The 25,042-nt window shown below is 63.2% G+C and carries 25 protein-coding genes and 1 tRNA gene; 14 read left to right on the plus strand and 12 right to left on the minus strand.

All coding sequences use genetic code 11. The annotated features are described in order from the left end of the window. Positions 1–86: 86 nt before the first annotated feature. Positions 87–1,058, minus strand: coding sequence for a succinylglutamate desuccinylase/aspartoacylase family protein (locus A9973_RS25755; RefSeq protein ID WP_183016463.1), 972 nt, complete (start codon positions 1,056–1,058; stop codon positions 87–89). Between the two features lie 180 nt (positions 1,059–1,238). Between A9973_RS25755 and A9973_RS25760 the strand changes: the two genes are divergently transcribed. Next, positions 1,239–2,159, plus strand: coding sequence for a LysR family transcriptional regulator (locus A9973_RS25760; protein ID WP_183016689.1), 921 nt, complete (start codon positions 1,239–1,241; stop codon positions 2,157–2,159). Between the two features lie 86 nt (positions 2,160–2,245). On the opposite strand, the gene A9973_RS25765 is transcribed toward A9973_RS25760, so the two are convergent. From A9973_RS25765 to A9973_RS25775, 3 genes are all read right to left on the minus strand, one after another. Beyond that, complete coding sequence (locus tag A9973_RS25765; RefSeq protein ID WP_183016464.1) at positions 2,246–3,859, minus strand: ABC transporter substrate-binding protein; 1,614 nt, start codon at positions 3,857–3,859, stop codon at positions 2,246–2,248. 409 nt (positions 3,860–4,268) lie between these two features. Further along, positions 4,269–4,502 (minus strand): hypothetical protein, encoded by a 234-nt coding sequence (locus tag A9973_RS25770; protein ID WP_183016465.1) that lies wholly within the window; start codon positions 4,500–4,502, stop codon positions 4,269–4,271. 150 nt (positions 4,503–4,652) lie between these two features. Beyond that, entirely contained in the window at positions 4,653–5,513 is an 861-nt protein-coding gene (locus tag A9973_RS25775) for an NAD(P)H-hydrate dehydratase (protein WP_183016466.1), read from the minus strand. A gap of 127 nt (positions 5,514–5,640) precedes the next feature. Between A9973_RS25775 and A9973_RS25780 the strand changes: the two genes are divergently transcribed. Next, a complete protein-coding gene (locus tag A9973_RS25780; protein ID WP_183016467.1) occupies positions 5,641–6,474 on the plus strand; it encodes an enoyl-CoA hydratase/isomerase family protein in 834 nt (277 codons plus the stop codon). A 10-nt stretch (positions 6,475–6,484) separates the two neighbouring features. On the opposite strand, the gene A9973_RS25785 is transcribed toward A9973_RS25780, so the two are convergent. After that, positions 6,485–7,222: an enoyl-CoA hydratase-related protein gene (locus A9973_RS25785; protein WP_183016468.1), complete on the minus strand. Its 738-nt coding sequence runs from the start codon at positions 7,220–7,222 to the stop codon at positions 6,485–6,487. Continuing rightward, positions 7,219–8,190 (minus strand): nitronate monooxygenase family protein, encoded by a 972-nt coding sequence (locus A9973_RS25790; protein WP_183016469.1) that lies wholly within the window; start codon positions 8,188–8,190, stop codon positions 7,219–7,221. Before A9973_RS25790 ends, A9973_RS25785 begins: the two co-directional genes overlap by 4 nt. Before the next feature lie 204 nt (positions 8,191–8,394). On the opposite strand from A9973_RS25790, the gene A9973_RS25795 reads away from it, so the two are divergent. The 4 genes from A9973_RS25795 (at position 8,395) to A9973_RS25810 (ending at position 13,251) form a co-directional block, all read left to right on the plus strand. Next, positions 8,395–9,018 carry a TetR/AcrR family transcriptional regulator gene (locus tag A9973_RS25795; RefSeq protein WP_183016470.1) on the plus strand — a complete coding sequence of 208 codons (624 nt, stop codon included), beginning with the start codon at positions 8,395–8,397 and terminating at the stop codon, positions 9,016–9,018. Positions 9,019–9,100: 82 nt separating this feature from the next. Further along, complete coding sequence (locus A9973_RS25800) at positions 9,101–10,249, plus strand: acyl-CoA dehydrogenase family protein (protein ID WP_183016471.1); 1,149 nt, start codon at positions 9,101–9,103, stop codon at positions 10,247–10,249. A 150-nt stretch (positions 10,250–10,399) separates the two neighbouring features. Further along, a complete protein-coding gene (locus tag A9973_RS25805; protein ID WP_183016472.1) occupies positions 10,400–11,629 on the plus strand; it encodes a CaiB/BaiF CoA-transferase family protein in 1,230 nt (409 codons plus the stop codon). A gap of 98 nt (positions 11,630–11,727) precedes the next feature. After that, positions 11,728–13,251 (plus strand): 3-hydroxyacyl-CoA dehydrogenase, encoded by a 1,524-nt coding sequence (locus A9973_RS25810; RefSeq protein WP_183016473.1) that lies wholly within the window; start codon positions 11,728–11,730, stop codon positions 13,249–13,251. 84 nt (positions 13,252–13,335) lie between these two features. Here A9973_RS25810 and A9973_RS25815 read toward each other — a convergent pair whose 3' ends face one another. Continuing rightward, entirely contained in the window at positions 13,336–14,247 is a 912-nt protein-coding gene (locus tag A9973_RS25815; protein WP_183016474.1) for a cytochrome c5 family protein, read from the minus strand. Between the two features lie 231 nt (positions 14,248–14,478). On the opposite strand from A9973_RS25815, the gene A9973_RS25820 reads away from it, so the two are divergent. Next, positions 14,479–14,553: transfer RNA gene (locus A9973_RS25820), tRNA-Arg, on the plus strand. Positions 14,554–14,631: 78 nt separating this feature from the next. Here the strand turns inward: A9973_RS25820 and A9973_RS25825 are convergent. The 5 genes from A9973_RS25825 to A9973_RS25845 form a co-directional block, all read right to left on the minus strand. Continuing rightward, positions 14,632–15,798, minus strand: coding sequence for a site-specific integrase (locus tag A9973_RS25825; RefSeq protein WP_183016475.1), 1,167 nt, complete (start codon positions 15,796–15,798; stop codon positions 14,632–14,634). 364 nt (positions 15,799–16,162) lie between these two features. Continuing rightward, positions 16,163–16,504, minus strand: coding sequence for a hypothetical protein (locus A9973_RS25830; protein ID WP_183016476.1), 342 nt, complete (start codon positions 16,502–16,504; stop codon positions 16,163–16,165). Beyond that, positions 16,501–17,793: a DUF1173 family protein gene (locus tag A9973_RS25835; RefSeq protein ID WP_255469287.1), complete on the minus strand. Its 1,293-nt coding sequence runs from the start codon at positions 17,791–17,793 to the stop codon at positions 16,501–16,503. The genes A9973_RS25830 and A9973_RS25835 overlap by 4 nt, the downstream gene beginning before the upstream one ends. Beyond that, positions 17,793–18,290 carry a hypothetical protein gene (locus A9973_RS25840; protein ID WP_183016477.1) on the minus strand — a complete coding sequence of 166 codons (498 nt, stop codon included), beginning with the start codon at positions 18,288–18,290 and terminating at the stop codon, positions 17,793–17,795. Before A9973_RS25840 ends, A9973_RS25835 begins: the two co-directional genes overlap by 1 nt. A gap of 1,281 nt (positions 18,291–19,571) precedes the next feature. Beyond that, positions 19,572–19,997: a hypothetical protein gene (locus A9973_RS25845; protein ID WP_183016478.1), complete on the minus strand. Its 426-nt coding sequence runs from the start codon at positions 19,995–19,997 to the stop codon at positions 19,572–19,574. Between the two features lie 72 nt (positions 19,998–20,069). Between A9973_RS25845 and A9973_RS25850 the strand changes: the two genes are divergently transcribed. The 7 genes from A9973_RS25850 to A9973_RS25880 all read left to right on the plus strand — a co-directional run bounded on the left by A9973_RS25850 (position 20,070) and on the right by A9973_RS25880 (position 24,793). Next, on the plus strand, positions 20,070–20,330 hold the full coding sequence (locus A9973_RS25850) for a hypothetical protein (RefSeq protein WP_183016479.1): 261 nt from the start codon (positions 20,070–20,072) through the stop codon (positions 20,328–20,330). A gap of 100 nt (positions 20,331–20,430) precedes the next feature. After that, the gene (locus A9973_RS25855; RefSeq protein ID WP_183016480.1) at positions 20,431–21,180 is read left to right on the plus strand and encodes a ParA family protein; all 750 of its coding nucleotides are present in this window, start codon (positions 20,431–20,433) and stop codon (positions 21,178–21,180) included. Continuing rightward, positions 21,177–22,379 (plus strand): ParB/RepB/Spo0J family partition protein, encoded by a 1,203-nt coding sequence (locus A9973_RS25860; protein ID WP_183016481.1) that lies wholly within the window; start codon positions 21,177–21,179, stop codon positions 22,377–22,379. The genes A9973_RS25855 and A9973_RS25860 overlap by 4 nt, the downstream gene beginning before the upstream one ends. Before the next feature lie 35 nt (positions 22,380–22,414). Further along, a complete protein-coding gene (locus tag A9973_RS25865) occupies positions 22,415–22,807 on the plus strand; it encodes a hypothetical protein (RefSeq protein WP_183016482.1) in 393 nt (130 codons plus the stop codon). A 90-nt stretch (positions 22,808–22,897) separates the two neighbouring features. Then, complete coding sequence (locus A9973_RS25870; protein WP_183016483.1) at positions 22,898–23,245, plus strand: H-NS family nucleoid-associated regulatory protein; 348 nt, start codon at positions 22,898–22,900, stop codon at positions 23,243–23,245. Between the two features lie 386 nt (positions 23,246–23,631). Next, positions 23,632–23,841 (plus strand): antitoxin VbhA family protein, encoded by a 210-nt coding sequence (locus A9973_RS25875; RefSeq protein ID WP_183016484.1) that lies wholly within the window; start codon positions 23,632–23,634, stop codon positions 23,839–23,841. Positions 23,842–23,878: 37 nt separating this feature from the next. Next, positions 23,879–24,793, plus strand: a complete 915-nt coding sequence (locus A9973_RS25880) for a Fic family protein (protein WP_183016485.1) — start codon at positions 23,879–23,881, stop codon at positions 24,791–24,793. The last annotated feature ends 249 nt before the right edge of the window (positions 24,794–25,042 follow it).

Here is a 25,042-nt window from a genome sequence, read left to right on the forward strand (position 1 = left end):
TGTTATGGGTAGTGCCGGTCGTGCGGGTCAGTGCTGAAGGGCGCCTCTTTGGCGGGCGCGCCTTCGGGTTGAATCGGGGCTGCGGGTCAGGCGATAGGCTGGGCCAGGCGGACGACCGTCACGCCGGGCCGCAGATTCGCGGTGGACGGCATGATCAGCACGCAGTTGTCGTAGGGGGTGGCGACGGCTTCGCCCTCGGACCAGCCGATCACGGTGCCGGCGTCTGCCAGCGTTTCCAGCCCTTTCCAGGGCTCCGCGAAACGGAAGTCGGCGCTCTTGGCGGCGACCGCATGCGTCACGCGCAGCGCGCGTTGCGCCGGGGCGTCGGGCGCGACCCAGCCCGCCGGCAGGTCCGCGGCGTCGACCGTGCCCGCTTCCAGCAGGAAGCGCGCCATCTGGTCGACGGCCACGCCGCGCGCCTCGGGCGCGCCGTGGAAGCCGCATTCGATCAGCAGGGAACGCGTGCCGTTGTCGCCGGCTTCGCCGAAGCGGCCGTAGTCGCGCATGCGCACGCCGGCGGCGTGGCCGGCGTCGGCGATGATGGTGGCGGGATTGCCCAGCGCAAGCGCCAGATCGATATTGCGCTGTTCCATGCCGGTCAGCTGCAGCGGCACGTCGGAATTGCTCATCGAATGGAAATCCAGCAGCCAGTCGGCTTGTTCCACCCAGGGGCGGATTTCGGCGGCGCGGCGGCGTTCCTGGCTGATCGGCAAGGCCAGCTTGTCATCGCTCCAGACGCGGTTCATGTCTTCGTCGACGAAGCGCGCGGGGGCGTAGTTGGTGGCGTCGAAGCGGTCGAACGCGGCCAGGTTGCAGAACGCCAGCGTCAGCGAGCCGCGGCGCGGCCGCAGGCCGGCAGCCAGCGCTTCCTTCAGCGCCCAGGCGCCGCACAGCTCGTTGCCATGGATCAGCGCGCTCAGCATGACGCGCTTGCCCGGCACGCCCGAGTCGAAATGCCAGACGCCCGGCGTTTCCGTATTGCCCAGGCGTTCCGCGGACAGATCCGGACAGGCAAGCAGGAAGGGGCGCGGACGGGGCGCGGATGAGGACGTGGGCATGGGAACTCCGATGAAGCGAGGGGATTGTATAGGGTTGGGGCCAGGCGAGCTTCAATCGCGCACCGGTTCGATGCGGTCCCCGCGAATTCTAGGAGTTTGGCAGCTTTCTCTACAATTAGAATATTTATCGGAAGCTTTGCTGAAAAGGCAAAGGTCTGCCCTGGGTAGCGAGGCATGAGCATGCACGGAATCGCCTTGAAGTACTTTCTGGAGGTTGCCCAGGCGGGCAGCCTGAGCGCCGCGTCTGAACGCCTGCATGTGGCGGTATCGGCGATCAGCCGGCAGATCGCCAAGCTGGAGGAAGAGGCGGGGGCACCGCTTTTCGAGCGTGCGGCGCGCGGCATGGTGCTGAGCCAGGCGGGCAAGCTGCTGCTGGCGCACGCCCGGCGCACCATGCTGGAGGCCGAATCGGTCCTGCAGGAGATCGCGGCCGCCAAGGGCATGGCCCGCAACGAGATCCGGGTGGCCGCGGTCGAAGGCGTCGCCCGCATTTTCGTGCCGTCCGTGATGGCGCGCTTCCACCAGGAACGGCCGAACATCCGCTTCGACCTGTTCGTGGGGTCTCCCGCCGAGGTCAGCCGCCGCGTGGCCGAAGGCGGGGCGGAATTGGGCATGACGTTCATCGCCGAACGCGTCAGCGGGGTCAGCGTGCGGTATTCGCGCCGCGCCCCGGTGCACGCGGTGATGGCGTCGAACCACCCGCTTGCCGGCCGCCGCAGCGTCAGCCTGCAGGACCTCAGCCACTATCCGCTGGCGTTGACCGGTCCGGGGACCACCACGCGGCAGCTCTTCGAAATGGGCTGCGCGCTGGAATCGGTGCAATTGGACCCGGTGCTGACCTGCAACGATTCTTCGCCGCTGCACGGTTTCGTGTTCGGCTCGGACGCCATCATGCTCAGCGGGTACATCTCGGTGGCGTGGAGCCTGCGGCGCGACGAACTGGTGGCGGTGCCGATTTCCAACGCGGAACTGCAATCGCGCACGCTGCAGATCCAGGTGATGCCGGGGCGGGTGCTGCCGCCCAAGGCGGAGGCGTTCATCGAGCTGTTGTCCCGGGAGCTGGATCAGGCGCTGGCAGCCGGCCCGGCGATGCGGCCATAAGCGACGCGTCCCGGCCCGTTCTTGCAGACGGGCGACAAAAAAACGGCTGCCCGCAGGCAGCCGTTTTGTCGTTCAGGCGGACTTGATCACTTCTTGTCGGGCGTGACCGAGGTGGCCAGCGTGTACTGGTCGCGGCGGCCTTCATAGGTGATGCCCTTGCGGAAGGCCCAGATGCTGCTTTCGAAGTGCAGCGGGATCAGCGGCACGTTGTCGAGCGCGATCTGGGTGGATTCCTGCAGCAGCTTTTCGCGCTTGGGCGCATCCACCGTCACGATGGCCTGCTTGTATACCTTGTCGAAATCGGCGTTGGAGAAGCCGCCGTAGTTGCTGGTGCCCAGGCTGTTGGGCGAATCCAGTGACGCGACCCACAGCTGGAACAGCGCCGAGGCTTCACCCGTTTCCGCCGGCCAGCCGCCCATCGAGAAGCTGAACTCGCGCTTGGCGCGCTTGGGGAAGTAGATGGAGGCCGTCATGGCGTCCACGTTGGTCTTGATGCCGACGCGGGCCAGGTACTGGGCCACGGCCTGGGCCACCTGGCCGTCGTTGACGTAACGGTCGTTGGTGGACGACAGCGTCATTTCAAAGCCGTTCGGGTAGCCGGCTTCGGTCAGCAGCTTCTTTGCGCCTTCCGGGTCGTACTTGATTTCCGGGGCCTTGGGCAGGGCGCCGAACATGCCGTCGGGCATGAACTGGTAGGCCGGGGTGGCCATGCCGTCCATGATGCGGGCGGTGATCGTCTTGCGGTCGATGGCCATGGAAATAGCCTTGCGCACGCGCAGGTCCTGCAGCGGGTTCTTGCCGTCGGCGGCCTTGACGAACGGGCTCGGGTTGCGGCCCACGTCCGGCTGGAAGAACACCAGGCGAGTGGACGGCGTGGCCACGAAGCCGAACTTCGGGTTGTCCTTCAGGCGCGGCAGGTCGCGGGCGGCCGGGTTTTCGATCATGTCGAAGTCGCCGGACAGCAGGCCGGTCAGGCGCGGGCCGGCGGACGGCACGGGCACGAACTTCACTTCCTTCCAATACGGCTTGTCGCCCCAGTACTGTTCATTGCGGACGAGTTCGATGCCGGTGCCCTTGACGTAGGACTTCAGCATGTAGGGGCCGGTTCCGATGGAATCCTTGCCGTTGTTGAAGTCGGCCACCGTGGGCCAGGCGCCGGTCACGCCGCAACCCTTCTTCGGGTCGAACGTCAGCTTGCCGTGCTCGACGATGCCGTTCCAGACGATGGGCAGCGAACGGGCCAGTTCGGCCGGCATCAGCGGGAAGGGCTCGCCGGTCTTGATGATCACGGTGTGCGCATCCGGCGTCTGGACGTCGGTGATGCGCTTGGTCATGTCCATGTAGGACTGCGACACGTTGGTTTCGTTGTTCAGCGTGCGGCAGATCGTGAACAGCACGTCTTCGGACGTGAACGGCTTGCCGTTCGAGAACTTGACGTCGTCGCGCAGCTTGAATTCCCAGGTCAGGTCGTCCAGGTTCTTCCACGACGTGGCCAGCTGGGGCGTCAGTTTCATGTCGGCGCTGCGGCCCACCAGCGAACTGTAGACGTGCGCGGAGAACGCGTCGTTCTGCGTCATCTTGTGATAGTGGGGGTCTGCCGAAGTGGGTTCGGCCGACAGGCCGATCTTCAGCGTCTGGGCTTGGGCGGCTGCCAAGGGGATGGCGGCGGCCACAAGGGCCAGGGTGGTGCGCAACTTCATGGTGACAACTCCGGATGGATAACGAACCGGATCGTGCTTGCGGACGAACCCTCGGGCGCGCCGGGCGGACAGCGGGTGTCGGCAGGGGGGGCTTACGGGGGTTTGGCGCCAGGCACGACGGCAAGGGGCCGATTATCGGTAGGGGGTTCGCGCGCTGTCAATGAAGAACGGCGAATCGGGCGCTAGGGAAAACGCCGAGAGGAGGGGCGCGGCAGAAGTGCCGGGAGGGCGTCGCGGGGGCTCCCAACAGCATGAATGGGAGCCGGCGCGGCGCGATGGCGCCGGTGAGGGGCGGACGCCGAAAGTCCGCCGAACGGGTGCCTGGACCGGCCAGGCAGGCCGTTGCGACGGCAGCGCGCCGGGCGGAATCGCGGGAGATCGGTCGCGATTCAGTCCAGCGCAGCTGGTCTTACCACTGAGAGCCGGAGAAGCGCGAGCTGGCGGCGCGGGCCTTGTTCATCGATTCGTTCACTTCGTCGATGAAGGCAAAGACGCTGGCAACAGCGGCGATCACGGTTTGGCCAGCCTTCTTCAGGTTGGTCAGCGGGTGGGAATTCGGTTGGTTCTCGAGAGCGCCGCGGAGCAGGTCGCGCTCCAGCGCGTCGGTCAGGCGGGCAGTGCTATTCAAGGTCAGTTGGCTCATGGTCTTCTCCAGTCCGTTTCGTCTTGGGGTAAACCATTATAGGGATAACCCTAAATTAAAAGCAACGACCTTTTAGGGGAAAACCCTAGTATGTTGTAAAAATGTTTATTCCACGGGGACTTAGCGCGGTTTTACCCTCTGTAGCCCCCCTCAGCGCCCATTGCGCAGGTCGCGCGCGGCGTCCGCCAGTTCCCCTGCCGTCAGGCCGATGGGGCCGATGCCCCGGGCGACCAGCGCATCGGCTGCGGCGCCATGCAGCCACACGGCCCCGACCACCGCTTGCTCGAACGGCAGCTTCTGGGCGATCAAGGCCCCCAGCATTCCGGCCAATACGTCCCCCGTTCCGGCGGTGGCCAACCCGGGATTGCCGCTGGTGTTAACCCGCCGGCTGCCCTCGGGCGAGCAGACGACGGTGGCCGCGCCTTTCAGCACCACCCAGGCTTGGAAGCGCTGCGCCAATTGCCAGGCCGCTTCCCGGCGGTCCGCCTGCACCTGGGCGGCGCTAAGGCCCAAAAGGCGGCCGGCTTCGGCGGGATGCGGGGTCAGCACGACGGGGCCGGCGCCCCAGTTGGGCTGGATGTCGCCCTGGGCCAGCAGGTTCAGGCCGTCGGCGTCCAGCACCAGCGGGGCTTCGCGGCGCAGCACGAACAGTTCCGATAGCGTGTTGGCCGCCAGCGCGTCCGTGCCGATCCCGCAGCCGGCAACCCAGGCGGTGACGCCCCAGTCGCCTTCCAGCAGCGACCGCGCGTCGCGCAGCATCAGCTCAGGCTGCAGCGGATCGCAGGCCAGCGGCGCGGCGTCCTGGGCGAACCCGACCAGCACCTTGCCAGCGCCGGTCTTCAGGGCGGCGCGGGCCGCAAGCAGCGCGGCGCCAGTCATGCCCGGGCCGCCGCCCACGACGCCGACGGTGCCGAAACTGCCCTTGTGCGTGTCCACGCCGCGGGGGGCGAACAGGGCGGGCAGGCTGGCGCGGTCGATGGGGGCGCCGGCGGACGGGGCGGGGGTGTTCATAGGCTGAGGCTCCTTCTGGCTGCCGGCGGGTGGAGGCCGGCGTATCCACTATAGTGCGCAAAAACCAGTACCCGAAAGCGGTCCGGCTTGAGCCCCGCCCATCGGTAATGACAACGCGGAGAAGACAATGACTGACATCACGCTGCAACACTATTCGGCCTACGAGTCCCTGAAGCTGCGCCGGCATCCCGGCGGCGTGCTGGAACTGATCATGGGCGCCAAGGGCGGCCAGCCGGGCAAATTGTCCACGGCGGACGACCGCATGCATCGGGAACTGGCCGACATCTGGCGCGACATCGATACCGACCCCGATACCCGGGTCGTGGTGATCCGTGGCGAGGGCAAGGGCTTTTCGGGCGGCGGCGACCTGGACCTGGTGCAGCAGATGGCCGACGATTTCGACGTGCGCACCCGCGTCTGGCGGGAAGCCCGCGACCTGGTCTACAACATCATCAATTGCAACAAGCCCATCGTGTCCGCCATGCACGGCGCGGCCGTGGGCGCGGGGCTGGTGGCCGGCCTGCTGGCCGACATCTCGATCGCGGCGCGCGACGCGCGGATCATTGACGGGCACACCCGCCTGGGCGTGACGGCCGGCGACCACGCCGCCATCGTCTGGCCGCTGTTGTGCGGCATGGCCAAGGCCAAGTACTACCTGATGCTGTGCGAAACCGTCACCGGGGAAGAAGCCGAGCGGATCGGGCTGGTGTCGCTGTGCGTGGACGAGGCCGAACTCATCACCCGCGCCTTCGAGGTGGCCAACAAGCTGGCCGCCGGCTCGCAGACCGCCATCCGCTGGACCAAGTATTCGCTGAACAACTGGCTGCGCATGGCGGGCCCCACCTTCGACGCGTCGCTGGCGTTGGAATTCATGGGCTTCGGCGGGCCGGATGTGAAGGAAGGGGTCAAATCCCTGCGCGAACGCCGCGCACCCAATTTCCGGCCCGATTCGCCGTTCTGACGGCGCGCCGCTATTTCTTGAAGAACTTCGCGAACGCCGCCTGGGCCTCGTCGGTCTGCAGGCGGGCGCGGAACTGCTGGGCTTCGTAGTCCAGCGTTTCCTGGATGGCCTGGCGGTCGGCGCGTTTCATCATGGCTTTGGTCAGGCGCAACGCCGCGGGCGGCTGGCGCGCCAGGTCGGCGGCGGTGGCCTGCGCCGCCGCCAGCGCCTGGCCCTTGGGCGCGACCGACGTCGCCAGACCGGCCTCGTGCGCGTCGCGGGCGGAAAACGCCTTGCCCTGCAACAGCCATTCGGCCGCGCGGCGGCCCGCCAGACGCGGCATCAGCAGGCTGGAGCCGCCCTCCGGGCACAGGCCCAGCGCCACGAACGGCATGCGCAAGGTGGCGTCTTCGCCGATATGGACGAAATCGCAATGCTGCAGCAGGGTGACGCCGATGCCGATGGCGTAGCCTTCGACCGCGGCGATCACCGGCACGTCCGCCAGGGTCAGCGCCCGCAGGAACGTCAGGCCGGCGCTGTCGCCCGCGCCGCGCTCGGCCTGGAAGTCACGCAGGTCGTTACCGGCCGTGAAATGCTCGCCCGCGCCGGTCAGGATCACCGCCGACACCGACGCGTCGGCCGACGCCTGCGAGATCTGCTCGGTCAAGGCGGCGTACGTCGCCGTGTCCAGCGCGTTGCGGCGGTCCTGGCGGTCGATGGTCAGCGTCAGGACGGCGCCTTCGCGCAAGGCTTTCAGGCCCGCGCTCATGCGCAGGTCCTGCTGGCCAGTTGCGCCCGGGCTTCGTCGTACTCGCGGCGCAGCGTTTCGACGATCTTGCGGGTGGGTTCGACGCTGCCGATGCCGCCCACGCCCTGGCCCGCGCCCCAGATGTCCTTCCACGGCTTGACCCGGGACGAACCGAAATTGGACGCGCCGCTGTCCGGCTGCGGCAGGTTGGCCGGGTCCAGCCCGGCGGCGGCGATGCTGGCCTTCAGGTAGTTGCCCGGGATGCCGGTGAAGAACGGGGTGTACAGGATGTCGGAGGCGCTGGCGTCGACGATGGCGGACTTGTAGCCTTCGCTGGCGTTGGCTTCCTCGCTGGCGATGAAGCGCGTGCCCATGTAGGCGAAGTCCGCGCCCATGGCTTGCGCGGCCAGCACGTGCGCGCCGGAGGTGATGGCGCCCGACAGGATCAGCGGGCCGTCATAGAAGCGGCGCACTTCGGACACCAGCGCGAAGGGGCTCAGCGTGCCCGCATGGCCGCCCGCGCCCGCGCAGACCAGGATCAGGCCGTCCACGCCGGCCTCAAGCGCCTTTTCGGCATGGCGGATCGTGGTGACGTCGTGGAACACCTTGCCGCCCCAGTCGTGCACGCCTTTGACGAGGTCGCCGGGGGCGCGCAGGCTGGTGATGATCAGCGGCACGCGGTGGCTGGCGCACACGGCCAGGTCCTGCTCCAGGCGGTCGTTGGACTGGTGGATGATCTGGTTCACGGCGAACGGCGCCACGGCGGCGCCCGGATTCGCTTCACGGTACGAGGCCAACCCGGCCTGCACTTCGTCCAGCCAATCGGTCAGCAGACTTTGCGGGCGCGCGTTCAGGGCCGGGAACGAGCCCACGATGCCGCTCGTGCATTGGGCGATCACCAGCGTCGGGTTGGAGACGATGAACATGGGGGCGCTGATGACCGGCAGGGACATCTGGCCGTACAAATCTGTCACGAGAGAGTGGGGCATAGCGTCGTCGCGTTGTGTTCAGGGTCAGTCCAGAAGGGGGGCCTGCAGACAGGCTTGAGTCCCCGAGGCGGATGTGCCTATAATTACCTACCGACCGTCCGGTAATTAATTAATCTTTATTTAACGGCATGCGCCGAACCGCTGTCAATGGAGGCCTGCCCGGCCCCTTGGCCGCCTGCGGCGCAGCCTCTTGCAAAGGCTGTCATGGCGACCTCCGCCCCTCCCGCCCAGAAGCGCGCCCGCGCCGGCCGGCCCCCCACGCTGGCGGCCCCGCGCGAACGCATTCTGGAAGAAGCCGCCAAGCTCTTCGCCCAAAGCGGCTACGACGGCAGCTCCGTGTCGGACCTGGCGGCCGCCATCGGCGTGTCCAAGGCGGCCATCTACCACTACTACACCACCAAGCAGGACATCTACGACGCCATCATCCTGGGCGTGCTGAGCGGGCTGACCCAGAACGTGGGCCAGGACGTCGACCGCGCCGACGGCGCCGCCGCCCGGCTGCGCGCGTTCATGGTGGGACACGCCCGGTACTTCGAGCAGCACCACGCCGAATTCGTGACGATGCTGATCGGCTATTCCGGCATGGCCCTGCCCGAACGCGAAGACGCCGCCCGGCTGCGCGACGGCTACGAGAAACGCCTGCGCGAACTGATCGCCGAGGGCGTGGCCGACGGCACGTTCCGCGCGCTGGACGTGGCCGCGACCGGCCGCGCCGTGCTGTCCATGCTGAACTGGATGGTGCGCTGGTACAAGCCGGGGCAGGGCGACAGCGCCGAAACCATCGCCGCCGGCTATTTCGATCTCCTCGTGGGCGGCATGCGCGCCTGAGGGCCGCCGCCCTGGCCCCCCGCACCGCATCGCTGCATCACCTTCCCGCATCACATCCCCGCATTTTTGTGAGACTCCCATCATGGCCCTGGACACCGAAACCCTGAACCTGCTGCTGGACGCCGTGCGTCGCTTCGTGCACGAACGCCTGATCCCCGCCGAAGACGAACTGGCCACGAGCGGCCAGGTGCCGCCCGACATCGTCAACGAGATGCGCGAGCTGGGGCTGTTCGGCCTGTCGATCGCTCCGGAATTCGGCGGCCTGGGCCTGACGATGGAAGAAGAAGTGCGCGTGGTGTTCGAGCTGGGCCAGACCTCGCCGGCGTTCCGTTCGCTGGCCGGCACCAACATCGGCATCGGTTCGCAGGCCATCGTGCTGGCCGGCACCGACGACCAGCGCACCCGCTACCTGCCCAAGCTGGCCAGCGGCGAACTGATCGGTTCGTTCGCGCTGACCGAGCCCGACGCCGGGTCCGACGCGATGGCGCTGCGCCTGTCCGCCGAACGCGACGGCGACGGCTACGTGCTGAACGGCACCAAGCGCTACATCACCAACGCGCCGATCGCCGGCCTGTTCTCGGTCATGGCGCGCACCGCGCCCGAGCGCCGCGCCAATTCGATCTCGTGCTTCCTGGTCGAGGCCGGCACGCCCGGTCTGAGCATCGGCAAGCCCGACAAGAAAATGGGCCAGGCCGGCGCCCTGACCAGCGACGTGGTGTTCGACAACTGCCGCGTGCCCGCCAGCGCCCTGCTGGGCGGCGAAGAAGGCAACGGTTTCCGCACGTCGATGCGCGTGCTGGACAAGGGCCGCCTGCATATCTCGGCGCTGTGCGTGGGCATCGCCGACCGCCTGCTGTCCGACGCCGTCAAGTACGCGATGGAGCGCAAGCAGTTCGGCCAGCCGATCGCCGAGTTCCAGCTGATCCAGGCGATGATCGCCGACAGCCAGGCCGAACTCTATGCGGCCCGCTGCATGGTGCTGGACGCCGCCCGCCTGCGCGACCGCGGCGAGAACACCACCATGCAAGCCGCCTGCGCCAAGCTGTTCTCGACCGAAATGGTGGGCCGCGTCGCCGACCGCGCCGTGCAGATCCATGGCGGGGCGGGCTACATGTCGGAATACGCGGTGGAACGCTTCTACCGCGACGTGCGCCTGTTCCGCATTTTCGAAGGCACGTCGCAGATCCAGCAGCTGGTGATCGCCCGCGAAACGATCAAGGCCCATTCCTGATCCGGAGAATGGCGGGTTGCGCGCGCAACCCGGGCTAATATCGCATATGACGCGCCAGCGGCTCGGACCGCTGGCATGACAGACTCCAGTCTGGCTTGCGCTGGCCGCCAGCCGGACGTTTTCATTTCCCATCTAGCGAAAAGAACACTGATGTCGCAACGTCCCGCTCCCCTTACCGGCATACGCGTGCTGGATCTGACCCGCGTACTGGCGGGCCCCTGGTGCACCCAGAACCTGGCCGACCTTGGCGCCGAGGTGATCAAGATCGAACGCCCCGGCGCCGGCGACGACACGCGCGCCTGGGGGCCTCCGTACCTGAAGGACGAAGCGGGCAACGACACGACCGAGGCCGCCTACTACCTGTCCGCCAACCGCAACAAGCTGTCGGTGGCGCTGGACATCGCGTCGCCGCGCGGCGCCGAACTGGTGCGCGAACTGGCCCTGCAAAGCGACATCCTGGTTGAGAACTTCAAGGTGGGCGGGCTGAAGAAATACGGACTGGACTACGAAAGCCTGAAGGCCATCAACCCGCGCCTGATCTATTGCTCGATCACCGGCTTCGGCCAGACGGGCCCCTACGCCAGCCGCCCCGGCTACGACTTCATGATCCAGGGCATGGGCGGGCTGATGAGCATCACGGGCGAGCGCGACGACCTGCCCGGCGGCGGCCCGCAGAAGGCCGGCGTGGCGGTGGCCGACCTGATGACGGGCATGTATTCCACGGTGGGCATCCTGGCCGCGTTGCTGGAACGCGCCAATAGCGGCCTGGGCCAGCACATCGACATGGCCCTGCTGGATTGCCAGGTGTCGATGCTGGCCAACCAGAACTTGAACTTCATGACGTCGGGCGTGGCGCCCAAGCGCGCGGGCAATGCGCACCAGAACCTGGTGCCCTACCAGGTGTTCGCGGCAGCCGACGGCCACCTGATCGTGGCGGTCGGCAACGACAGCCAGTTCCGCAACTACTGCGGCGCGATCGGCCTGCCCGAACTGTCGGCGGACCCGCGTTTCTCGACCAACCCGCAGCGCGTGAAGAACCGCGCGGAGCTGGTGCCGCTGCTGACCGAGCGCATGGCCACCGGCGGGCGCGACCACTGGCTGGCCGCGCTGGAAGCCGTGGGCGTGCCGGCAGGCCCCATCAACACGCTGGACCAGGTCTATGAAGACCCGCACGTGCTGGCGCGCGGCATGAAGCGCGAGCTGCCGCACCCGGCGGCCGGCCGCGTGCCCATGGCGGCCAGCCCGCTGAAGTTCTCGGACAGCCCCGTCGAGTACCGCCGTCCGCCGCCCATGCTGGGCGAACACACCGCGCAGGTCCTGGCTGAAAAGCTGGGGCTGTCGGCCGAAGACATCCAGGCGCTGGCCCAGAGCCAGGCTTGAACGGGAGACGGAGCGGCGCTTGCGCCGCTCCGTTTTCCCATGCGCCCCGCCACGCCGCGGCGCACACGATCCATTCCAATAAAGGCAGGAGAAGGTTGATGACGGAGATTCAAACCATCGGCGTCGTGGGCGCCGGGGCCATGGGGCGCGGCATTGCGCAGATCGCGGCGCAAGCCGGTTTGCGCGTGCGCCTGTACGACACCAGCGCCGATGCGGTCGCCGCCGCGCGCGAGTCGCTGCGCCAGACGTGGGACAAGCTGGCCCAGAAGGGCAAGATCACCGCCGCCGACGCGCAAGCGTCGCTTGCGCGCGTGGAGTCCGCCACGGCGCTGACCGACATGTCGGCTTGCCAGCTGGTGGTGGAAGCCATCGTCGAACGCCTGGACGTCAAGCGCGACCTGTTCGCCGCGTTGGAAGGCGTGGTCGCGGACGACTGCATCCTGGCGTCGAACACGTCGTCGCTGTCCATCACCGCCATCGCTGCCGCCTGCAAGCGTCCGCAACGCGTGGTGGGCTACCACTTCTTCAACCCGGTGGCGTTGATGAAAGTGGTGGAAGTGATCGACGGCCTGCGTAGCGCGCCCGAAGCCGGCGACGCGCTGGCCGCGCTGGCCCGCCGCATGGGCCACACGCCCGTGCGCGCCAAGGACATGCCCGGCTTCATCGTGAACCACGCCGGCCGCGGCATGAACACCGAAGGCCTGCGCGTGGCGCAGGAGGCCGTGGCTACCTTCGCGCAAGTGGACGCCGTCATGCGTGAGCAGGCCGGCTTCCGCATGGGCCCGTTCGAATTGCTGGACCTGACCGCGCTGGACGTGTCGCACCCGGTAATGGAGTCCATCTACCGCCAATTCTTCGACGAGCCGCGCTTCCGCCCGTCGCCGATCACCACCGTGCGTTTGGCCGGCGGCCTGATCGGCCGCAAGGCCGGCGAAGGATTCTACGTCTACGCCGACGGCCAGAAGCAGGTGCCCGCCGAGCCGCCCGTGCCGGCGCTGCCGGAAGGCCTGAAGGTGTGGGTCAGCCCCAAGCACGCGGAAGGCTATGCGCGCGCGTCGGCGCTGATCGAGAAGCTGGGCGCGACGCTCGTCACGGGCGCCACGCCTGATGCCGACGCGCTGATCGTCGTCACCCCGTTCGGCGACGACGTCTCGACGTCGGTGTCCGCGCAAGGGTTGAACGCAGGCCGCACGGTCGGCCTGGATACGCTGTATGCGTTCGACGGCGCCAAGCGCCGCACCGTCATGGTGTCGCCCGCCACCGAAGCCAAATGGCGCGATGCCGCCCATGCGCTGCTGGCCGCCGACGGCGTGCCGGTGACGGTGATCGAGGATTCGCCGGGCTTCATCGCCCAGCGCATCGTGGCCATGATCGTCAACATCGCCAGCGATATCGCGCAGCAGAGAATCGCCACGCCGGAAGACATCGACCAGGCCGTGACGCTGGGCCTGGGCTACCCCGTCGGCCCGCTGGCGCTGGGCGACAAGCTGGGCGCCGACCGCATCCTGGAAATTCTCAAGAGCATGCAGCGCGTGACGGGCGACCCCCGCTATCGCCCCAGCCTGTGGCTGCAGCGCCGCGTGCAGCTGGGCTTGTCGCTGCTGAAGTCGTCGGCGGAGTAAAACCCGCCGGGAAGCTGGCGAAAGAATGCCGGCGAAAAAAAGCCCCTTGAGCGATCAAGGGGCTTTTTGCTGGGCGGGCCGGAATTATTTGGCCGCATCCACCATGTATTGCACGGCTGCGCGGATGTCGTCTTCCGAGGCGTTGGCCGCGCCGCCCTTCGGGGGCATCGGCGGCTTGCCTTGCATGGCGACCTTCACCATGGCGTCCATGCCGGTCTTGATGTACGGGTCCCAGGCGGCCTTGTCGCCGAACTTGGGCGCGTTCGCCACGCCGGTGGCGTGGCAGGCGAAACAGACGCTCTTGTAGAGCTTCTCGCCCGCCGGGTTGACGGCGGCGGCCTGAGGCGCGGCGGCAGGTGCAGCCGCCGGTGCCGCAGCAGCCGGGGCAGCTGCGACGGCCGGTGCGGCAGCAGCAGGCGCTGCCGCAGCAGGCGCGGGGGCGGTGGCAGGCGCCGCATCCGCTTCCTTCTTCGCGCCTTCTTCGGCGGGAGCGGCGGGTTCAGGCAGCGAGGCGCCGGACTTGTTGGCCATGTACACCACGGCGCGCGCGACTTCATAGTCGGACAGCGTGGGGTTGCCGCCCTTGGCGGGCATGCCGCCCTTGCCGTGCAGGGCCACGTTCAGCATCGTGTCGTAGCCGGACTTGATGAACGGCGCCCAGGCCGCGTTGTCGCCCATCTTGGGCGCGCCGGCGATACCGGCGGTGTGACAGGCCGTACAGACTGCGGCAAAAACCTGTTCGCCCGTCTTGAAGACCCGGGGCGCGTTGGCGTCGACCAGCGCAAACCCCGCGACCGGCGCGATGCGCTTGGTGACGGCTTCTTCAGTCAGGGTATCGGACCCGGCGCCGACTTTGGTGCCGGAGACCACCATGTTCACCAGGAGGATGATGATGGCGATTGGGATCACGAAAGACAGGACGATCGTGACGACCAGTTGCTTGGGGGTCTTGATGGGGGAGGAGTGCTCTTCTATGTGTTCCTGCTCGTTGCTCATGACCAAATCCTGCTAACGGGTGGGGCGCCTGGCGGCGGCAACAGAAAATCAGTAACTGCACAAATCGGCGAACCCGTGACGCATCCGCCTGCAAGCAAACGCTGGATTATATAACGGTGTCAGGGACGCCCGTCCAATGCATCTGCCCGGGTTTTCGATGAGATTGAACGATGATTTGATCTACTTCATGCACACTATCGAAAACTAGGTACAATGTCGCCTCCTTGCGCTGCGCCCGTAGTTCAATGGATAGAATGAGAGTTTCCGAAGCTCTTGATACAGGTTCGATTCCTGTCGGGCGCACCATAGATTCAAGGACTTACGTTTTTTTGGGCCCATTTTGGGCCCAAACAGCGCAAATTAACGCGGGTTCTTTGGAGTCCGTCAGGGCTCCAGTGGTGGCAAATGATCGGCGTAAAGAGCCGCCATTTTCGCCTTTTCCCGCTGGTTGGATTCGCCGTCGATCCACTTCGAATAGACGCGGAAAAACATCTGCGCGTTCTTATGACCCATCTGGCGCGAGAGATATCCAGGATTCATGCCGGCGTGCAGTCCGAGCGTGGCATACGTATGCCGCGTCTGGCGCGCATCCCGATCCCGGATTCCTAACGCGGCAAGCGTAGGGCGCCACACCTTCTGAACCGCATCCGCCGTATCGACGAATGGCTTTCCTGTTTCAGGATTCAAAAAGACATGGCCTCCAGGTTCAAACGTGAGTTGCCTCTGGCGTCTGATAGCTTCCAGCGCCGGCCCCTGTAGGTCCACGTCGCGCGACTTGTACGTCTTGGTGGCTTTGTTGTGGCGCCTCACGAGTGCCCGGTCGATCCGGATCTGCTCCCTGGAAAGATCCACGCGAGGCCACTGAAGAGCGATCTGCTCTGACGGCCTCACACCGGTAAAAAACGCGACTTCGAAATAGTTGCGCCAGGTCGCATTGAAGTGTTCGTCGATGTGTTGCACGACTTGGAGCACTTCTGACATGAGCAGTGGATCTGGTTCTGGATCTTGGCCTTTACGGCTTTCGATCTCCAGCGTGATGTTCTCCGGAGCTTTCCTCATCTTGAATGCCAACGCCCAAACTTGCCGAGCCGGCGTCATGACGTTGTTGAACGTCTTGGCCGCCATGCGCGGAAAGTCGGCCAAGTCCATTGCGAGCTCTTCATAGGTGATCTCCGCGATTGGGCGATTTCCATACAAAGGGCGCCATCGCGAGTTCAAGAGGTTCTCGTATTCGCTGAGCGTCGTTGGCGCTTTGTGGCTGATAAGCTTCAGCCACATGTTTGCTACCTCGTTGAACGTGACTTCTCTGGCCGCCTCTTTGATCGGAATGCTGGGGGACTCGGGGAAGTAGCGAGCGAAGTCGTCCCAAGTGAAGACGCCGAGGTCGATCGCTTGCAGAATCTCGCTGCGCATGCGTGCCGCAGCGCGCATGTTGGCGGCGGTGGGGCGCAGTGCTACGCGCTCGCGGAAGCGGCGGTCATTCCATCGGAAGTCGATTCGGATCGACGTCGTCCGCGCGATGATCCCTTCGAGGTGCTCTTTGATACCCATTCGTCGTACGCTTCAAGATTGATGTGTTGTCGGTTGTCGTCGGACCATTTCCAATGCTTGCCTTCGATCAAGTGGCCGTCTCGGATCAGATGCCGGAAGGAGTGGATCGATCTGCCGGTGCATTCGGCAGCTTTTTCCATGACGACCCATACAACGGGTCGATAGCGTAAAGGCATGAGTCTTTCCTCATAACGTTGAGTAGGCGAAGTAGCCGAATCCGATAAGGGCCTCGCTGAGCACAAGGATCCAGGCTGCTCGCGTCTTGGTTATCGTTGCGTATCCCGCCGTGGCTACGATCGCCCCGGTGAAAAATCCAAATCCAGTGGTCATGTTGTGACTTCGATGCCTCCATAGGCCGAGCCGACTAGAACAGCGGGAGAATGAAATATGTCCCCGTGGCGAAGACAATGCAGATAATGAAGTCGATCAGCCACTCCCCTCTTTGAGAGAACCTCAAGGAAAGGCATGCCATCACGCCGGCCAACAAGACAGAAATGACTGTGAAGCCAACTTCCGCCGCACTCTGCCTCGACGCTTCCACCATTCCCGAATTCAAAACGATTATTAGCACTGCCACGTTGAACATGACAACGAGGGATGCGACGGCGTCTCTAGTGGAGCCCCGCATGCCAGCATTCACGAATGTGGCATTCAAGACGCCCACGACGAGGCATATAGCCAGGAATGTAGAGTCGTTTTGAATCATGGCCTTTCGAGTTGCGATGGTATTGGTGGCGGAAAATCCGGAAGAGGGTCCCCGATTGAGGCGTTCCAAGACCACCATCCGTCTTTGCCGTATGTTTCGTCGTAATGGGCGCCCTTTTCCGCTTTGCGCGCCAAGTACTCTGGCGTGCTCATGCCCCATACCTCTAGCGGCGCTGGCGTGTGCCTGTCGCGCAACCAAAAGTCCGGGAACGCTGCGTCTTCGCCGGCATCAAAGCGGAGCGGCTTCTCGAAGCGCCGCTTCTCCGCGACTAGCTTGTCAGCGACCAGAGCCTCGTAGCCGGAATCGACCGGGATCCAGTCCCGCGTGGTTTGCATTAGCGCGATATCGACGACCTGTGCGCGCATGCTGCCCCCGGAGGACTTGGGCGGATCCGTCTGTACGACGGCGATGACGGCATTTCCCGCCCGCCAAGAGTCGATCTCTCGCGCAAAGCGGCGCTCCAACGGTTCCCAGACGTTTTCATCAAGGTTTAGATACGGGATGCCGTGAAATCCGGCGATGGGCAGTGTGGCGCTGCCATCCATTCCTTCTTGGTGCTGCGCGAGCGGTGCCACTACAACCAAGCGCCGTCGTTGGGTGACCGCGTCCAAGGCTTTGGCTTTGTTGTGACCAGCTTGCTGCCCGCCTGCAGTGGGCGTGGCGATCACAAGGTTTTGAGCCAGTCGGACACGTCCTGCGTAGGTAGTCATTGCCGAGCGCATCAAGTGGTAATGCACCACGCCTAGATTGCGCTTTCCTTCCATGCCTGGCGACCATGCGTGCAGCCCGGCCTGCGTCCAAAGAAAGTGCAGGAGACCGAGCAGTGTCATGCTGGCTTGGCCGGTTCGCGGGCGCGTCGCGGGCATCGACGGCGCGGCAGTGGGCGACGCGTCCCCTTCTTCTGGAGCGGCTGTCGCACGCTGTTGAAGCCCTACCTTCAGCTTAATCTTGACCGCGCCGTCGTCGAGCTCCTGGACGACACCTCGTCGATAGGATCCGAGCCCGGACATGCTTGGATCCACACCGTAGTAGACGCAGTCTTCGCTGTGCTCTGATCCTGTCTCGGGAAAGCGGGCCAGGTGGAAGCGATCGGAATTCGAGCGGCTATGGATTGACAGGCGCCGTTCGCCGGTGCCACTGCAAGTGCATCGGACTTCTGCCTTGCCGTGTGCCATCAGCAGTACGCGCTTCCAACCGTCCTTGAATTGATCAGCCGTTTGAAACTCGGGCGAGTACGGTCGGGTCATTCCGCCCAGCGTGACCTCGACGGCATATAGCTTTCGATCCATCAGTCATCTCCGGCACCGATGTCCCTCAGAATGAGGAAGAACAAAGCCCCCATGGGGACGAGGAAACCGCGCATAACGACCACAGCGATCTGTTGATAGATGTTCAGTTCGCTGAACGAGTCGAAAGAAAAGGACATGGCGAAGTTCGCGACGATGAACATCGCCAAGCCAGCAAGCTGCATGGCGATAAGCCAGCGCAGGAGCGCTGTTTTACGCTTCAGTGCACCTGGCGCTATAGGGACCTCCTTTTCCTTCAGGCCATAACCGACCAACCGGGCCCATGCGGCGTATGCGACGCAGATCAGTCCCACGGAGACGGCACCCCACAACCGGCCGCCCAGGGACGCCAGCCACAGGACGGTTCTCCATTCTTCAATTAGCTTTCCAACCGTGGCCATCACCACGACGATCAAGACCAGTCCTATTGCGACCTTTATCGCGGACGAAGCCATTAACGTGCTGTTTGGATTTCGATGCGTGGGCTCTTTCTTGTGCAAGATGTATTCCATTTTTCAGATGCCCAGCCTTTCCCGCTGGAGGGGAGACGTAGCCGACGAAGCCAGAGATTGGCTGACCCTTTCTGCTACTTCCGTTCGATCGCACAAAATGTGCTGCTTACGTAGGGCTGCTTGTAGCAGTCATCTTTGGCGGAGGAGTAAGACTCGTACAGCGCATAGCCGACGGCAAAGATCGCCGTCGCGACCGACCAAATAATTAGGTGTTTTTTCATTGAATTTCCGTGTGAAATACGCTCCGCTGGGCGCGCTCATGTCGCGGGCGAGCGGTACCATTTGCGGCAGACCAAGATGCCTCTCGTCAGCATGGAGATGGCTCTTGTCAGGATGGAGATGCAGACGGATATCGAGATAGCGGTCGAAGAGAGCGCCAACATCCCGAGGATGCCGTTGTTAATGAACAGCGCGTCTGAGCAGCTACCAGTTGGGTCAACCTTCAGCCTGGCCAACTGCACAGGTGATACTTGATGTTGAAATCGTGCTTTCTTTGAAGAGCGTTCATGTGTGTGTAGACCTCCGTGAGATGGAGCCATGTGCCATCCGAATCGGAGCGCTCGCTTTTCCGTAGTGTTTAGCAGCTAAACACCGGGAAAAATTCTGATGAACGCCGATTCGGATGCCGCCGCCGAGATACCACAACGTTGGCGGCTTCCTGCCGACTTGCACGGCGCAGGCAAGTTGAGACCCTGCTCGGTGTTCGCCCAACACGTTACTCGCCACGTGGGGCATGTCTTACTTAGGCGCTCGCTTGAAACCCCGACCTCGCGTAAGCGGCTCGTCGGTTTGTTTCAGCAGTGATGGGGAACAACTCCATTAGCTGCACGAGATCAATGCGCCCGCCAGGCTCTGCACCTGGCCAGATTTGTACGTCAGCGCCTTTGCTAACGAGCTTCACGGGCCTCGTCTGGCGCATTGATTCTTGCCGCTTGTTTCTGTCCCTGGGGCCTCTCAATGTCGCGGCCGGCTCCCCTTTTGGCATCAGCGCGTGCGCAGATGCGGGACGAATAATCGTTCAGTTGTTAAAGAGCGCAACCCAAATTTGGGTGTGTGCGAACATGATAACCCGTAAATAAACGTTGTCAACCCAAATATGGGTTTATGAAGACGAACGCGCTTCATCCCAATTTTGTCGGGAACAAAATGACATTGTTTTTATGTTTTGATACGAGCGCCCTAAATTTTTTGCGCAAGTTGCCGTTTCTACCTATATCCAAATAGTAGACAGTGGCCCCAGTCGTGTGTTCGACCCGCCATTGCGGGGGTCTATGCGCGTCGCTTGGAGGACTCCCCCTTTTTAACCACTGTCTGGCGTTCCGCCTCCGCATAGCGGTCCATATCGTTCAAGATGAGCTGTTGGAATGCGGGATTCAGGCTGCGAAAGCTGAGGACGAGCATGCGCTCTTCTTCGGAAAGTGCCGACATCGCTATCGCGTCATCATGTCCGAGCGAAGGCAACTGGGCGGGGTCCAGCCCTTCTACAAACAATTGCCAAAGATCCAATCCGAAAGCCCGTGCGATTTCCGCAACGCTTTCAACACCCGCACTACCTTCCGCACGGCGGACGCGGTCGACCGTTGACCGCGTTAGGCGCCCATTTGTTTTTTTCTCCAGTGCGGCATTCGACAAACCAGCGCTGCGCATCAGCTGGTCCACGTTCGCCCCGACGATTTCTGTAGCTTTTTTTGCCATACCGCACTATGCCGCGCAGGCGCGCATATATGTGGGTTGAAATAACCCAAATATGGGTTAGAATCTTCATCTATGAGCGAACTTCAATTTTTCGACCGCGTGCTGGCCCGTCTCCGCGCCGTCCCATACACCGACCTCCAGATTGTTGCGGACGCTACGCATGTGTCTCTGAGCAATCTAAGGAAGATCCGCTACGGCGAGGTGAAGAACCCTGGAGTGCAGACGGTCCAGGCTCTGGACGACTACTTCGCCAGGATAGACGGCACCGGTGAGCACTTTTCTCAAATCTCTGAATCCATTCATTCGCCGGACCTACCCGCCAAGGGATCCTAGACGGGACGGCTATCTGCTGGTGTTTAGCAGCTAAACAGGGAAGTGTGTGCTGGCTGCTCTGCACCCGTACCTCACAACACAAGAGGGATCGCAAATGCACATGAAAACTCTCGCAGTCGCACAACAAAAGGGCGGCGTTGGCAAGACCACGACCGCCGTCAATACCGCATTTGAAGCTGCGGAAGCTGGGGCTAGGGTCTTAGTCATCGACCTGGATACCGGTGACCTTTCGAAGACCCTGGCTCGATTCAGGTTAGCAATACCAGCAAGCGCACTATTTCTCGACAGCGTGCCGGTTGTGCCCACGCCCGAATCGAGCATTTCCTTGATCGCCGCAGATCAGCTGCTGGCGAATTTGATCTACATGCCGCTTGAAACCGCGCTGAGAAATTTCCGGGTAAATCTGTCGGCCTTCGCCGAAAAGGGTTATGACCTCTGCGTGATTGATACAGCGCCGGGCGTAAGCATCGCCTTGGCAGCAGCGCTTCACGCTGCCGATGCGGTCATATCCCCTGTGGAGATGGAGGAGTACAGCATCGAAGGGATCAAGAAGATGATGCGCGTGATACTCAATGCTCGGCAGCGCAATCCTAAGCTGCAATTTCTTGGGCTACTTCCCAGCATGGTGGATCGGCGGAATCCGCGCCAGGTCCGACATTTGGCAGAAGTCCGTGCCGCCCACGAGAAGCTGCTTGCGCCCGTCACCATCGGTCTACGCACGAGTGTCGCTGAAGCACAGTCTATTGGCGAACCCGTCTGGAAATCCAAGAAGACCACCGCGCGTGCGGCGGGCGCCGAAATGCGCGCCCTGGGCCAGTACATCCGCGCCAAGATGGGAGTAAAGGCATGATGGATCTGAAAGGACTGGGTGACCTGGCATCGATGCTGGACGACCCGAAGCAGGAGGAGGGCTACAAGATGTACGACGTGGCCAGAATCCACCTCGATGCGCGGAACGTTCGTCGCGCCGGCAATCCGGGGCTGAGGCCGGAGAGTATTACGGAGATGGCCTCGACTATTCGGGAAAGAGTTGCGGCAGGGAAGAGGGGGGTGCTGTGCCCCATTTCATTGCGCCCTCACCCGACCATCCCCGGCGACTTCATAATTAATCATGGACACCGCCGCTACCTGGGTACGCGCGAGGTCGGCCTCGACGAGATTCCGGCATACGAGGATCCTGATTTCGACGACTTCGATCAGGTAATGGAGAACCTTCATCACGAGGGACTGACCGGGAGGGAAATGGCAGACTTCATCGGTGGGAAGCTTGCGGGAGGCATGACCCAGTCGGATGTTGCACTCAAGATGGGGAAATCCAAGGCATGGGTCAGCATGCACGTCGCAATGCTCAACCTGCCAGAGCCGGTTGCGGAGGCGGTCGCGAATGGGCATATCACCGACGTCACTGTTGCCAAAGAACTCGTGATCGCATATCGGGAAGATCCGCAGGCTGTCGCAGATCTGCTAAACGCCACCGAGACGAAGCCGACGCGGTCAGCGGTGAAGGCGATCCGCAAAGGAGGAGAAGCCAAGCGGGCTTCGCCAGCCGCTTCCGAGCAATCGCCCGAAGACGACCTTTCATCTGCCAATGAAGCCTCGGTACCCAGCAGTGAAGCTGCGCCTGAGCCTGCCAGTTCGGGCCTCGCATCGACCGCCCGCGAGATCTCCCCAGAAGCAAAGGCCGAATTCCAACGCCATCGGGATAGGCTGGCGCAGGATCGAAAGGACGCCGCGAACCCCGCGCTGCGAAAGCAGGGTGCTGATGCCCTCGCTCGCCTCATCCGCATCGCATTGAGAGACACTGGTCAAAGCTGCCGGGTGGCTAGCTTCTTGCTCGCTTGGTGGAATGCGACCAACTGCGGCGGTTTCGACCTGACAGACTTTTGGACCGTGGATCCCGAGGTCGCCGACGACATGCTTAGCGTCATCGCTGTGATCAGGCAAACACGCGGCTATCCCGACATTCTCGGCACCGCGATCCGCGGGCAATTCGAGACTCTGGTGGCGCTCTGGCGTCCCCAACTGTCCGAATCCAGACCCGTCGTTTAGCAGCTAAACACCATCGAAAGGCAGCCACGATCAGTATGAACACCCACCTAGAAGGCGGTCGCTCGCAGCCAATGGAGCTTCAGACCGAGCAAGATTGCAGTAGGGATGCAGAGAAGAAGATGTACTACTCATTCAAGATTCAAACAACGCGGCGGCGGCTCCAGGAAGCGATGCAGACCGTCGTCGTAATGCAGAAGCCAGCGGATCATTCTGAGAATGAGATTGCCATCGCAACGAAGCGGATGGTCTCCCACGCCAAAGAGATCGAAGCCGTGTGCATGACGTTGCGGGTGCAAGGATGCGACGAAGGACGATTTATAGAATGCCTTCAGACTATGACGGCGGAGCACGTGTTTGTGGAGCTGAGCCAGGCGAGACCAGGGGATCTGGTCCACGCGCGCCAATTCAGGGACTTCGAATCATTCTGAACACCCATCAACGTCGTGATCCGCTACGCGGCGACGAAGTCGCCCCTCATCTGCTCTCATAACCAGTCCAAATTGTTCAAGGAAGTCGCTATGCAATCCACGAAAGCCCTCGCTAAGCTCACTGCACAAATTCAAGCCCTGCAGCGACGCGCCGAAGCGCTTCGCATCAATGGCCGGGCGTCAGCCGTACAGAAGATCGTCGCGCAAATGCACGAGTTTCAGATTTCTCCCGCAGATATCCAGGCCGCATACGGCGCAACGAAGTCCGCTCGCCCCAAGCGCAAAAAGGTCGTTGAGCGAGCCGAATCTCGTCGCCCAGTCGCGCCGAAGTACCGTCATCCTGAATCTGGTGACACCTGGACTGGACGTGGACGTGCACCGCGCTGGCTAGCGGCGGCGGAACGCGCCGGCGCATCCCGAGATCAATTCCTCATCTGAGGCGGGCAGATTGACCTGCCGCTGCCCTCACGCCCCGTCCGGCCTTGCCTCAATACACACCGGGAGAAACAGAATGGAACACTGCCTGGCTCGTCGGCGCTCGTGGAGAGGTATCGCCGCTGCGAGTGGAGTACTCCTGGTATTCGCGATAGCGATTGCCGGTCTGGTTGCGCTTCGCCTCGCCAATCCGGATTGGAACGTAGGGGAGTACACAGACATAGCAACAGCAGTGTTCTTTCTGCTTCTCTCCGTGTGCACTATTTTCTTACTAGCCACGCGGGCAGGAAAGGAGGACGAATGAAGATCTCGAGTAACAGAAAGCTTGGCACAATCGGCCCTGTCGGAAGCGGTCCTGCGGTAAAATAGAAGACCTTGGAGATACTCGAATGCTGACTTCTAACGACCAGAGGGAATACCATCGCGCAGTCGTCAATGCGGTGGCTAGCCAGCGTCTTGAAGGGCTGGAACCAGATGCGCGGACTATCGCGGATCTTCAGCGTGCAGCGGACGGAACCTTGAGCGTTCTGGATGTGATCAATACGCTCCGAGCCCGCGTAGCCGCCGGGGAATTTCGTTCCCCCTCCGCCACCGAATAGCAGCGGCCGCCTCACGGGCGGCCATTTCGCTACGGCCATGGCAAAGTATCCAATTAACGCGAAAGACCCCTACGTAGATCCTGATACAGGCGTTCTACGCAACCATTTTGGCATCAGCGACCAATCCGAACTGGATAGGGTTGAAGCAACCTTTGCTGCCGTGCGGTCTTATGAGCTTGCGGTATCGCCCGTTCGAGGCGAGTTTGACCTGGCGCACCTTCAACAGATCCATCAGCGGCTGTTCAGCGACGTCTATGACTGGGCGGGCAAGATCCGCACGGTCGACATTTCTAAGGGCACTACTCGCTTCGCCAGCCATGAGCAGATCGCGAGCTATGCGCCGCAGATCACACGACCACTTTCGCGCGAAGGTCTGTTAAGGCGGCTTGCGCCAGATTCGTTCAGTGAACGTGCTGGCCATTACTTGGGCGAGTTGAACGTGCTTCATCCCTTTCGGGAGGGGAACGGTAGAACTATCCGCGAGTTCATCGGTCAACTTGCAAAGGATGCCGGCTACGGCATTGACTGGCAGGGCGTCGAGCGGGGCGAGATGACGCAGGCCTCGATTGAGGCTTATCAAGGGGACTCTCAACGTATGGTGTCCCTGATACGTGCCAATCTCCGAGACCTAGAGCAAGAATATGCTCTGGACTTGGCGAAGGCGGTCGCTGGTGACCGCGCGCACGTCGTACTGGCTGCTCCCGGGCAAAGCTATGAGGGAGTGATCATTGGATCGACGGAGCGGTATTTGGTTCAAGAGCAGAAAGGGCACGCTGGCGAGATGGTGCTGCACAGTCGCCGCGCGCTCCTCAACGTGGATCTTGCCGTCCCGGGGCAGGTGATCGGGATTCGCTATCCGCATGGTGGCGTTGGCTTGGTCGAGGCATCTCTGCCGCTGCCCCAGCGAGAGAACGCAAAGCAGCTACAACGTGATCGCGGGTTTGAGCGGTGAAGTTGAACTTGTTTTGCGGCTAAACCTGCACTGCCGCGTCACCCCACAAGCAACCCGAAAAGACGTTTATCCGAACCCGTGGATATGTGGATGATCGCTTCGCGACCACCCGGCTCGCTTTGCTCGGCCCATGGACAACCGCTGATGGACAAGCGGTGGACAGGCTCCGCCTGACCACGCGCTTGCCCACAGGGTATGCCCACCGGCTTTCCGGATTTCAACCACATGCCCACCGGCCCCCAACAAGCA

The sequence above is a fragment of the Achromobacter sp. UMC46 genome (assembly GCF_014170335.1).
Classification (GTDB): Bacteria; Pseudomonadota; Gammaproteobacteria; order Burkholderiales; family Burkholderiaceae_B; genus Achromobacter.

Bases quoted from the DNA above. Each gene is read 5' to 3' on its own strand.
- A9973_RS25755 (WP_183016463.1), bottom strand. From the start codon at position 1,058: ATGCCCACGTCCTCATCCGCGCCCCGTCCGCGCCCCTTCCTGCTTGCC.
- A9973_RS25760 (WP_183016689.1), top strand. From the start codon at position 1,239: ATGCACGGAATCGCCTTGAAGTACTTTCTGGAGGTTGCCCAGGCGGGC.
- A9973_RS25765 (WP_183016464.1), bottom strand. From the start codon at position 3,859: ATGAAGTTGCGCACCACCCTGGCCCTTGTGGCCGCCGCCATCCCCTTG.
- A9973_RS25770 (WP_183016465.1), bottom strand. From the start codon at position 4,502: ATGAGCCAACTGACCTTGAATAGCACTGCCCGCCTGACCGACGCGCTG.
- A9973_RS25775 (WP_183016466.1), bottom strand. From the start codon at position 5,513: ATGAACACCCCCGCCCCGTCCGCCGGCGCCCCCATCGACCGCGCCAGC.
- A9973_RS25780 (WP_183016467.1), top strand. From the start codon at position 5,641: ATGACTGACATCACGCTGCAACACTATTCGGCCTACGAGTCCCTGAAG.
- A9973_RS25785 (WP_183016468.1), bottom strand. From the start codon at position 7,222: ATGAGCGCGGGCCTGAAAGCCTTGCGCGAAGGCGCCGTCCTGACGCTG.
- A9973_RS25790 (WP_183016469.1), bottom strand. From the start codon at position 8,190: ATGCCCCACTCTCTCGTGACAGATTTGTACGGCCAGATGTCCCTGCCG.
- A9973_RS25795 (WP_183016470.1), top strand. From the start codon at position 8,395: ATGGCGACCTCCGCCCCTCCCGCCCAGAAGCGCGCCCGCGCCGGCCGG.
- A9973_RS25800 (WP_183016471.1), top strand. From the start codon at position 9,101: ATGGCCCTGGACACCGAAACCCTGAACCTGCTGCTGGACGCCGTGCGT.
- A9973_RS25805 (WP_183016472.1), top strand. From the start codon at position 10,400: ATGTCGCAACGTCCCGCTCCCCTTACCGGCATACGCGTGCTGGATCTG.
- A9973_RS25810 (WP_183016473.1), top strand. From the start codon at position 11,728: ATGACGGAGATTCAAACCATCGGCGTCGTGGGCGCCGGGGCCATGGGG.
- A9973_RS25815 (WP_183016474.1), bottom strand. From the start codon at position 14,247: ATGAGCAACGAGCAGGAACACATAGAAGAGCACTCCTCCCCCATCAAG.
- A9973_RS25825 (WP_183016475.1), bottom strand. From the start codon at position 15,798: ATGGGTATCAAAGAGCACCTCGAAGGGATCATCGCGCGGACGACGTCG.
- A9973_RS25830 (WP_183016476.1), bottom strand. From the start codon at position 16,504: ATGATTCAAAACGACTCTACATTCCTGGCTATATGCCTCGTCGTGGGC.
- A9973_RS25835 (WP_255469287.1), bottom strand. From the start codon at position 17,793: ATGGATCGAAAGCTATATGCCGTCGAGGTCACGCTGGGCGGAATGACC.
- A9973_RS25845 (WP_183016478.1), bottom strand. From the start codon at position 19,997: ATGGCAAAAAAAGCTACAGAAATCGTCGGGGCGAACGTGGACCAGCTG.
- A9973_RS25850 (WP_183016479.1), top strand. From the start codon at position 20,070: ATGAGCGAACTTCAATTTTTCGACCGCGTGCTGGCCCGTCTCCGCGCC.
- A9973_RS25855 (WP_183016480.1), top strand. From the start codon at position 20,431: ATGAAAACTCTCGCAGTCGCACAACAAAAGGGCGGCGTTGGCAAGACC.
- A9973_RS25860 (WP_183016481.1), top strand. From the start codon at position 21,177: ATGATGGATCTGAAAGGACTGGGTGACCTGGCATCGATGCTGGACGAC.
- A9973_RS25865 (WP_183016482.1), top strand. From the start codon at position 22,415: ATGAACACCCACCTAGAAGGCGGTCGCTCGCAGCCAATGGAGCTTCAG.
- A9973_RS25870 (WP_183016483.1), top strand. From the start codon at position 22,898: ATGCAATCCACGAAAGCCCTCGCTAAGCTCACTGCACAAATTCAAGCC.
- A9973_RS25875 (WP_183016484.1), top strand. From the start codon at position 23,632: ATGCTGACTTCTAACGACCAGAGGGAATACCATCGCGCAGTCGTCAAT.
- A9973_RS25880 (WP_183016485.1), top strand. From the start codon at position 23,879: ATGGCAAAGTATCCAATTAACGCGAAAGACCCCTACGTAGATCCTGAT.